The organism is Vogesella facilis (genome assembly GCF_042648525.1).
Taxonomy (GTDB): domain Bacteria; phylum Pseudomonadota; class Gammaproteobacteria; order Burkholderiales; family Chromobacteriaceae; genus Vogesella; species Vogesella facilis.
In genome coordinates this window covers 24,218-31,306 of sequence record NZ_JBHRXN010000017.1, presented here as the reverse complement: position 1 = coordinate 31,306, position 7,089 = coordinate 24,218, and the positions used below count along the sequence as shown (strand labels likewise).

The following is a 7,089-nucleotide window of genomic DNA, read 5'->3' as shown; positions in this document are numbered from 1 at the left end:
AAACGCTGCCTGCTCATGACACCTCCTTGTAGGGCCTAGTGTGAGGCTCTTGAGGTGTCTAGGAAAGGAGGGGCGATTCACCAGACATCTCCGCCCCACGCTTAACAATCCCCATCCCGCCGATGGGGATTTTTCTTCCCACCACCACAACCTGCCCCAAGCCCTGACACTACTGCAGTGTCAGCCAACAATCCCTGCGCTGGCGTGCTATCTGCCCACCCTGCCGCTTCCTACGATGGTTGCAGCCAGAAGGCTTACAACCATAAGGGAGAGACATTGTGGCAAACATCATCAATGACAGCGGGGCGCACGCCGACCCGGACTTCACCCGCGGGCCGGTGCCGGCCGAGGCCCGCATGGGGCGGCTGGGCCTGAGCATGGCCTGGTGGTCGGTCTGCAGCGCCATGTTCTGGCTGGTGGTATCGGCCACGCTGGCGCTGAATTACGGCACGGTGAACACGCTGATCGGCCTAGCGCTGTCGGCCATCTGCTACAGCGCGATAAACGCGGTGATCAGCCGCTATGCCATCAGGAGCGGGCTGTCGGTGGCACTGTTCTCGCGCACGCTGTTCGGCCAGTCCGGCTCGGCGCTGGCCACGCTGATCTTCTTTGCCACCGCCATGTACTACGCGGTGTTTGAAGGCTCGGTGATCGCGGTGGCGATCCAGAACTACTTCCCCTCGCTCAGCATCGAGCACGCCTACCTGCTGGTGGTGGTGTACAGCGTGCCGCTGGTGTTCGGCTCGGTGCAGCGCTGGCTGGACAAGCTCAATGGCGTGCTGCTGCCGTTCTACCTGCTAGGGTTGGCCGCAGCGATGATCCTCACCATCAGCCAGTACGGCTACAGCCATGCCTGGCTGCAGCTGGCACCGGCCGGCGGCGCCCCGGCAGGCGGCTGGTGGAGCTGCTTCAGCTACTTCATGGGGGTGTGGATCCTGATGATGTACACCTGGGACTACGCCCGCTTTGGCAAGCCGGAAGACAGCGACTTCCACGCCCGGCTGAACTTCGGCCTGCCGTTCTACCTGTTCACCTTCCTGCTCAACGGCACCATCGGTATTTTCCTGGCCGGCAGCATCCCCACCAGCGGCGGCGTGAGCGAGGTGTCGGTGGTGCTGGCACTGCTCAAGCTGATGGGCTTTGCCGGCCTGGCCTTCGTGTGGGTGAGCCAGACGCGCATCAACACCGCCAACTTCTACCTGGCCACGGTGAACATGCAGAGCTTCTTCGACCGCGCCTGCGGCCTGCGCCTGCCCAAGGTGGCCTGGGGCGTGGTGGTGGGCGGCATCGTCTACCTGCTGATGCTGGGCAATGTGTTCAGCGTGATCCTGCAGGCGCTGGCCTACCAGGGCATTTTCGTGGTGGCCTGGGTAGGCATTGCGCTGGCGCACATCCAGCTGGGGCTTGGCGCCAGCGTGGATGACAGCGTGCCGGCCATCCGCCGCGCCGGCATCAGCAGCTGGTTCGTGGCCAGCGGTGTCGGCATTGCGCTGATGGAAGTCGGCGGTGCGCTGGCCGGTTTCTCCGCACCGGCTACCTTCGTGGTGTCATTGCTGCTGTACCGCTACCTGCAGCGTGGTGCCCCTGCCGGTGAAACAGCGTTCAACCGGGCACCGTGACGTTGGCTCACTCCTCGTTGGCCCCGCCTTGCGCGGGGCATTTTTTTTGCCCGCGCGCCGCCTGCACCCACAGACCAAGCATCCTGCACTGTGGTGCAAGAGCCGCGCGCGGCAAGGGCATAAGGTACAGACACAGGCCGGTGATTACATCGGTACCAGCCCCTTGCGGCCAACCTTGCAGGCCGCCGGACAAACGGAGACGCACCATGACGCAAGCCCCTCACCACGCCGGCCGGGTGGACCCGATCACCCTGGCCGTGATACGCGGCGCGCTGGAAACCACGCAGCGGGAAATGACGCTGACGCTGGAAAAAACCGGCCGCTCCAGCGTGTTCAACCTAGCGCACGACTACAGCAATGCACTGTTCGACCACCTGCCGGAGATGATCCTGCAGGGCCAGGACATCCCCATTCACCTCGGCTCGCTGATTCCGGCGATGAAAGCCGTGGCCGGCTACTTTGGCGACGACATCCACGAAGGCGATGTGATCTACCACAACGACCCGGCCTACCAGGGCAGCCACATCCTGGACTGCTGCATGTACAAGCCGGTGTTCTACCAGGGCGAGCTGGTGTTCTGGACGGTGTGCAAGGGCCACCTCACCGACATCGGCGGCCCGGTGCCGGCCGGCTACAACCCGGCCGCCAGGGAAATCTACGCCGAGGGCCTGCGCATTCCGCCGGTGAAGCTGTGGGACCAGGGCCGCCGCCGCGACGACGTGGTGAACCTGCTGCTGTCGAACATGCGCGCCCGCCGCGACCAGGAAGGCGACCTGAACGCGCAGTTCGGCGCCTGCCGCGTGGGCGAGCGCAACCTGATTGCGCTGCTGGACAAATACGGCGTGGACACCGTGCGCGCCGCCATTGCCGAACTCAAAGACATGGCCGACCGCCACATGCGCTCGCTGATCCGCTCGATTCCCGACGGCTGCTACCACGGCGAGGCGGTGCTGGAAGACGCCGGCCACGGCCTGGGTGCACTCACCATCCGCGCCAGCGCCACGGTGAAGGACGACACGGTTCACATCAGCGTGCAAAGCCCGCCGCAGGTGCCCTACTTCATCAACTCCTACGCCGGCAACTCGATGTCCGGCATCTATCTGGGGCTGATGATGTTCGCCCAGGTGCCGCCGCCGTACAACGAAGGCCTGTACCGCTGCGTGAGCGTCGATCTGGGGCCGGCCGGCACGCTGTGCAATGCGGTGGAACCGGCGCCGCACGTGAACTGCACCACCACGCCGATGGAAACGCTTACCGACGCGGTGCGCATGGCATTCGAGGCCGCCGCACCGGAGCGCGTCACCGCCTCCTGGGGCCACGCCAGCGGCATCAACATCGCCGGCGTCAACCCGGCCACCGGCGAGCAATACGTGACCATGGTGCTGGCCTCCATCATCTCCGGCGCCGGCGCCACCCGCTACATGGACGGCTGGCATGCCTGCGGCCCGCTGTGCTGCTTCGGCGCGCTCAGCTCCGGCGACATCGAGCTCTTGGAGTACGCCTACCCCATCATCATCCACCGCTACGGCCTGCAGGAGGACAGCGGCGGCGCCGGGCGCTACCGCGGCGGCAGCGGCACGGTGTGGGAGGTCGAACCCATCGGCCACGAGATGACCATCATCGCCTTCGGCGAAGGCCGCCAGATCGGCACCATGGGCGCCGCCGGCGCGGTGGACGCGCTGCCCCAGCGCAAGCTGGGCCGGCTGGAAATCGACAAGCCGGGCGAGCACATCGTGCACCGCCACAACGTGATCACCACCATCCAGCCGGGCGAGCGCGCCCGCAACGTCAACCCCGGCGGCGGCGGCTACGGCCTGCCGTGGCAGCGCCCGGCCGAGGAAGTGCTGCGCGACGTGCGTAACGGCCTGGTGTCCATCGACGCCGCCGCCGCCGAATACGGCGTGATTTTCGACAGCTGCGGCCAACATGTGGATGCCGCCGCCACCGCCGCTGCCCGCCAGCGCATGAACCAACAGGGAGTACAGGCATGAAACAGCGATTCCGACTGGGCGTAGACGCCGGCGGCACCTTTACCGACTTTGTACTGGCGGAAAAAGACGGCCCGCTGCGCCTGTTCAAGAGCCCGTCCACCCCGGACGACGGCACCCGCGCCATTGCCGCCGGCCTGCAGCAGATGGCCGAGGCGCTGGATATGCCTGCCAGCCAGATCGTGCAGAACTGCGACCTGTGCATCAACGGCACCACCGTGGCGCTGAACGCGCTGATCGAACTCAAGGGCGTGAAAGTGGGCCTGCTGTGCAGCGCCGGCCACGAGGACAGCATCGAGATCCGCCTCGGGCACAAGGAAGAAGGCTACCGCTACGACGCCAGCTACCCGCCGGCACCGCAGCTGGTGCCGCGTCAGCTGCGCCGCGCGGTGCGTGGCCGCCTGCTGGCCGATGGCAGCGAGTACGCGCCGCTGAACGAGGACGACATCCTGGCCGCCATCGAGGTATTCCGCGCCGAACAGGTGCAGAGCGTAGCGATCAGCTTCGTGTGGTCGGTGCGCAACCCGGCACATGAACAGCGTGCCCGCCAGCTGGTGGAACAGCACCTGCCCGGCGTGTTCGTGTGCTGCGGCAGCGAGGTCTACCCGCAGGTGCGCGAGTACACCCGCACCTCCACCACGGTGGTGAATGCCTACCTCAGCCCGGTGATGGGCCGCTACGTGCAGCGCATCGACCAGTTCTTTGCCGAGCACGGCGCCCGCGCGCCGGTGCGCTACTACCAGAGCAACGGCGGCCTGGCGCTGGGCACGGTGATGCGCGAGCGCGCGGTGAACGCCATCAACTCCGGCCCGGCCTCGGCGCCGCAGGCCGGGCTGTACATCGCCCGCCCCTTCGGCATCGACAACGTGATCACCGTGGACATGGGCGGCACATCGTTCGACATCACCCTGGCCAGGGGCGGCCAGACGCAGCTGAACCGCAATTTCGACTTCCTGCGCCACCGCATCGGCGTGCCGATGATCCACGTGGAAACCCTGGGCGCCGGCGGCGGCTCCATCGCCCACATCAACCCCTTCGGCATGCTGGAAGTCGGCCCGCACAGCGCCGGCGCCACCCCAGGCCCGGCCTGCTACGGCAAGGGCGGCGAGCAGGCCACCGTGACCGATGGCAACCTGGCACTGGGCTATCTGCGCCCCGGCGCGGTACTGGGCGGCAGCATCCGCCTCGACCAGCACAAGGCGCGGCAGGCGATTGCGGCCAACGTTGCCACGCCGCTGGATATCAGCGTGGAAAAGGCCGCCTTCGGCATCAACACCCTGGTGAACATGAATATGGCCAACGGCATCCGCCGCATCTCCATCGAACAGGGCTACGACCCGCGCGACTTCGCGCTGATCTGCGCCGGCGGCGCCACCGGCATGCACATCACCGCGCTGGCCGAGGAGCTGGGCGTGGAAACCGTGCTGGTGCCCAAGTCGGCCTCCTGCCTGTGCGCCTTCGGCCAGGTGATCTCCGACGTGAAGTACAACTTCCTGGCCAGCGCGCCGATGCGCCTGCACCGCGAGGCGGACCTGGCCGAGCTGAACCGGCTGTTCGCCGACATGGAACAGCGCGGCCGCCAGCTGCTGCTGGACGACGGCTTTGACGCCGCCGACATCCGCGTGCACCGCAGCGTGGAGATGCGCTACATGGGGCAGATCCACGAATGCACGGTGGACATCGCCGCCGGCGAACTTGGCGCCGCCAGCGTGGACGCCATCCTCGCCGCCTTCCATGCCCGCCACGAGGCGCTGTTCACCTACAGCGAGCCGCACAACCCGGTGGAGCTGGTGAACCTGGAATGCACCCTCACCGGCCTGGTGGACAAGCCGGCGCTGCCCGATCTGGCGCACGACGCCGACAGCATCCGCGAGGCGCACGACGGCTTCCGCCCGATGTTGTTCGACGACAGCGGCCGCTGGGTGGAAACCCCGGTGTACCGCGGCGACAAGCTGCTGGCCGGCAGCCGCATCGTCGGCCCCGCCGCCATCGAGGAGTCCACCACCACTGTGGTGATTCGCCCCGGCTGGCAGGCGGAACTGCACGCCTCCGGCAGCTATCGCCTGACACGCTGGCAGGAATAGCCGATGATTTAAGAGCCTGTTCAACGTCTTTTCGCGGTTGCGGCCGGATTCTGCCGGATGCAGCGCCAGGAGAAGCTCCCGCCGCAGTGTCATTCACTGCCAGGGAGATTCGACGCCGCGATGCGCCGACAGAACCCGGCCCCGCAGGGCTGGCCCGGCAAACGGCCATCTGCGGCGTTGGCCGGTTTGGCCTTAGAACGACTAAGGCCGGCACCGTCCGCCTGGCATCTGACCATTTGCCGGGCCAGCGCAGTCGCGAAAAGACGTTGAGCAGGCTCTAAGCAGCAAGACCGCAGCCGGCCCCGTGCCGGCTGCCGCGTTGCCGAACCCGTTGCCATGACGGCGGGCGGAGCGATCCACAACGCGCACCAAGAGGAGAGACACATGAAACAGCACTACAGCACCGCCGGCGCCGGACCCGTCGAGCGCATGCGCAGCTGGCAGGATGTGATCCGCAGCACCTACTTCGACCTGCAGCTGGATTTTCGTGATGCGGCCAACTTCGAAGCCTGCCTCACTCGCTGGAGCCTGGGCGAGCTGTCGCTATCGCGACTCAGCTCCAGCCCGCTGCGCTACCGCCGCAGCAGCGGCGAAAGCGCCGACAGCCGCGACGAGCAGTTCCTGGTATCGCTGCCGCGCCAGAGCGACATCCGCTTCAGCCAGATGGGGCGCGACGCGCACTGCGCCCCCGGCCAGTTCCTGCTGGAACGCAGCCTGGACCCGTACGAGTTCAGCCACAGCCGCGACAACAATCTGTGGGTGCTGAAAATCCCCGGTGCGCTGCTGCGCCACCGCCTGCGCCACCCGGAGCGCTTCTGCGCGCTGACCTTCGACGGCAGCAGCGGCATCGGTGCGCTGTTCAGCAGCTATGTCAACGCGGTAGGCAGCCAGCTGGAACAGGGGCAGGAAGTGCTGCACCCGCTGATCGGCCAGCAGCTGCTGGAGCTGTTCGTGGCCTGCACCGAGAACAGCCCGGCGGTGCTGGATTCGCCGGGTTCCGGCGTGCGCGCCGCCCACCTGCAGCGCATCGAACAGCATGTGCGCCGCAACCTCGCCGACACCAGCCTGAGCCCGGAGCAGATCGCCCAGGCCTGCCGCATCTCCACCCGCTACCTGCACGACCTGTTCCGCGACACCGGCCAGACCTTCAGCCACTGGCTGCGCGAACAGCGGCTGGAAGGCGCACGCCAGGCGCTGGTGCGCCAACCGCGGCTGAGCCTGGCGCAAATCGCCTACCAGTGGGGCTTTACCGACCAGTCGCACTTCTGCCGGGTTTTCAAGCAGCGCTACGGCCACACCCCGCGCGAGGCACGCGAGCAGCAGTTGCGGCTGCCGCATTAGTACTTTTCACGCTCGTTCCCCTGGCGATCATCGCGGCATGCCGGGGGCAACGGCGGC

Annotated in this window: 4 protein-coding genes; all 4 read left to right on the top strand. The window is 67.0% G+C overall.

What is annotated here, in order from left to right; translation table 11 throughout:
• The first annotated feature begins 278 nt into the window (after positions 1 to 278).
• The 4 genes from ACFOLG_RS07745 (at position 279) to ACFOLG_RS07730 (ending at position 7,032) form a co-directional block, all read left to right on the top strand.
• Positions 279 to 1,619, top strand: a complete 1,341-nt coding sequence (locus ACFOLG_RS07745) for a purine-cytosine permease family protein (protein WP_386090368.1) — start codon at positions 279 to 281, stop codon at positions 1,617 to 1,619.
• A 206-nt stretch (positions 1,620 to 1,825) separates the two neighbouring features.
• Complete coding sequence (gene capB, locus ACFOLG_RS07740) at positions 1,826 to 3,610, top strand: caprolactamase subunit beta (RefSeq protein ID WP_088967982.1); 1,785 nt, start codon at positions 1,826 to 1,828, stop codon at positions 3,608 to 3,610.
• Positions 3,607 to 5,691, top strand: coding sequence for a caprolactamase subunit alpha (gene capA, locus ACFOLG_RS07735; protein ID WP_386090364.1), 2,085 nt, complete (start codon positions 3,607 to 3,609; stop codon positions 5,689 to 5,691). The genes capB and capA overlap by 4 nt, the downstream gene beginning before the upstream one ends.
• Positions 5,692 to 6,075: 384 nt before the next feature.
• On the top strand, positions 6,076 to 7,032 hold the full coding sequence (locus ACFOLG_RS07730; protein ID WP_386090361.1) for an AraC-like ligand-binding domain-containing protein: 957 nt from the start codon (positions 6,076 to 6,078) through the stop codon (positions 7,030 to 7,032).
• Positions 7,033 to 7,089 lie beyond the last annotated feature (57 nt).

Coding starts and splice junctions, on each gene's coding strand:
- ACFOLG_RS07730 (WP_386090361.1), top strand. CDS start 6,076: ATGAAACAGCACTACAGCACCGCCGGCGCCGGACCCGTCGAGCGCATG.
- capB (WP_088967982.1), top strand. CDS start 1,826: ATGACGCAAGCCCCTCACCACGCCGGCCGGGTGGACCCGATCACCCTG.
- capA (WP_386090364.1), top strand. CDS start 3,607: ATGAAACAGCGATTCCGACTGGGCGTAGACGCCGGCGGCACCTTTACC.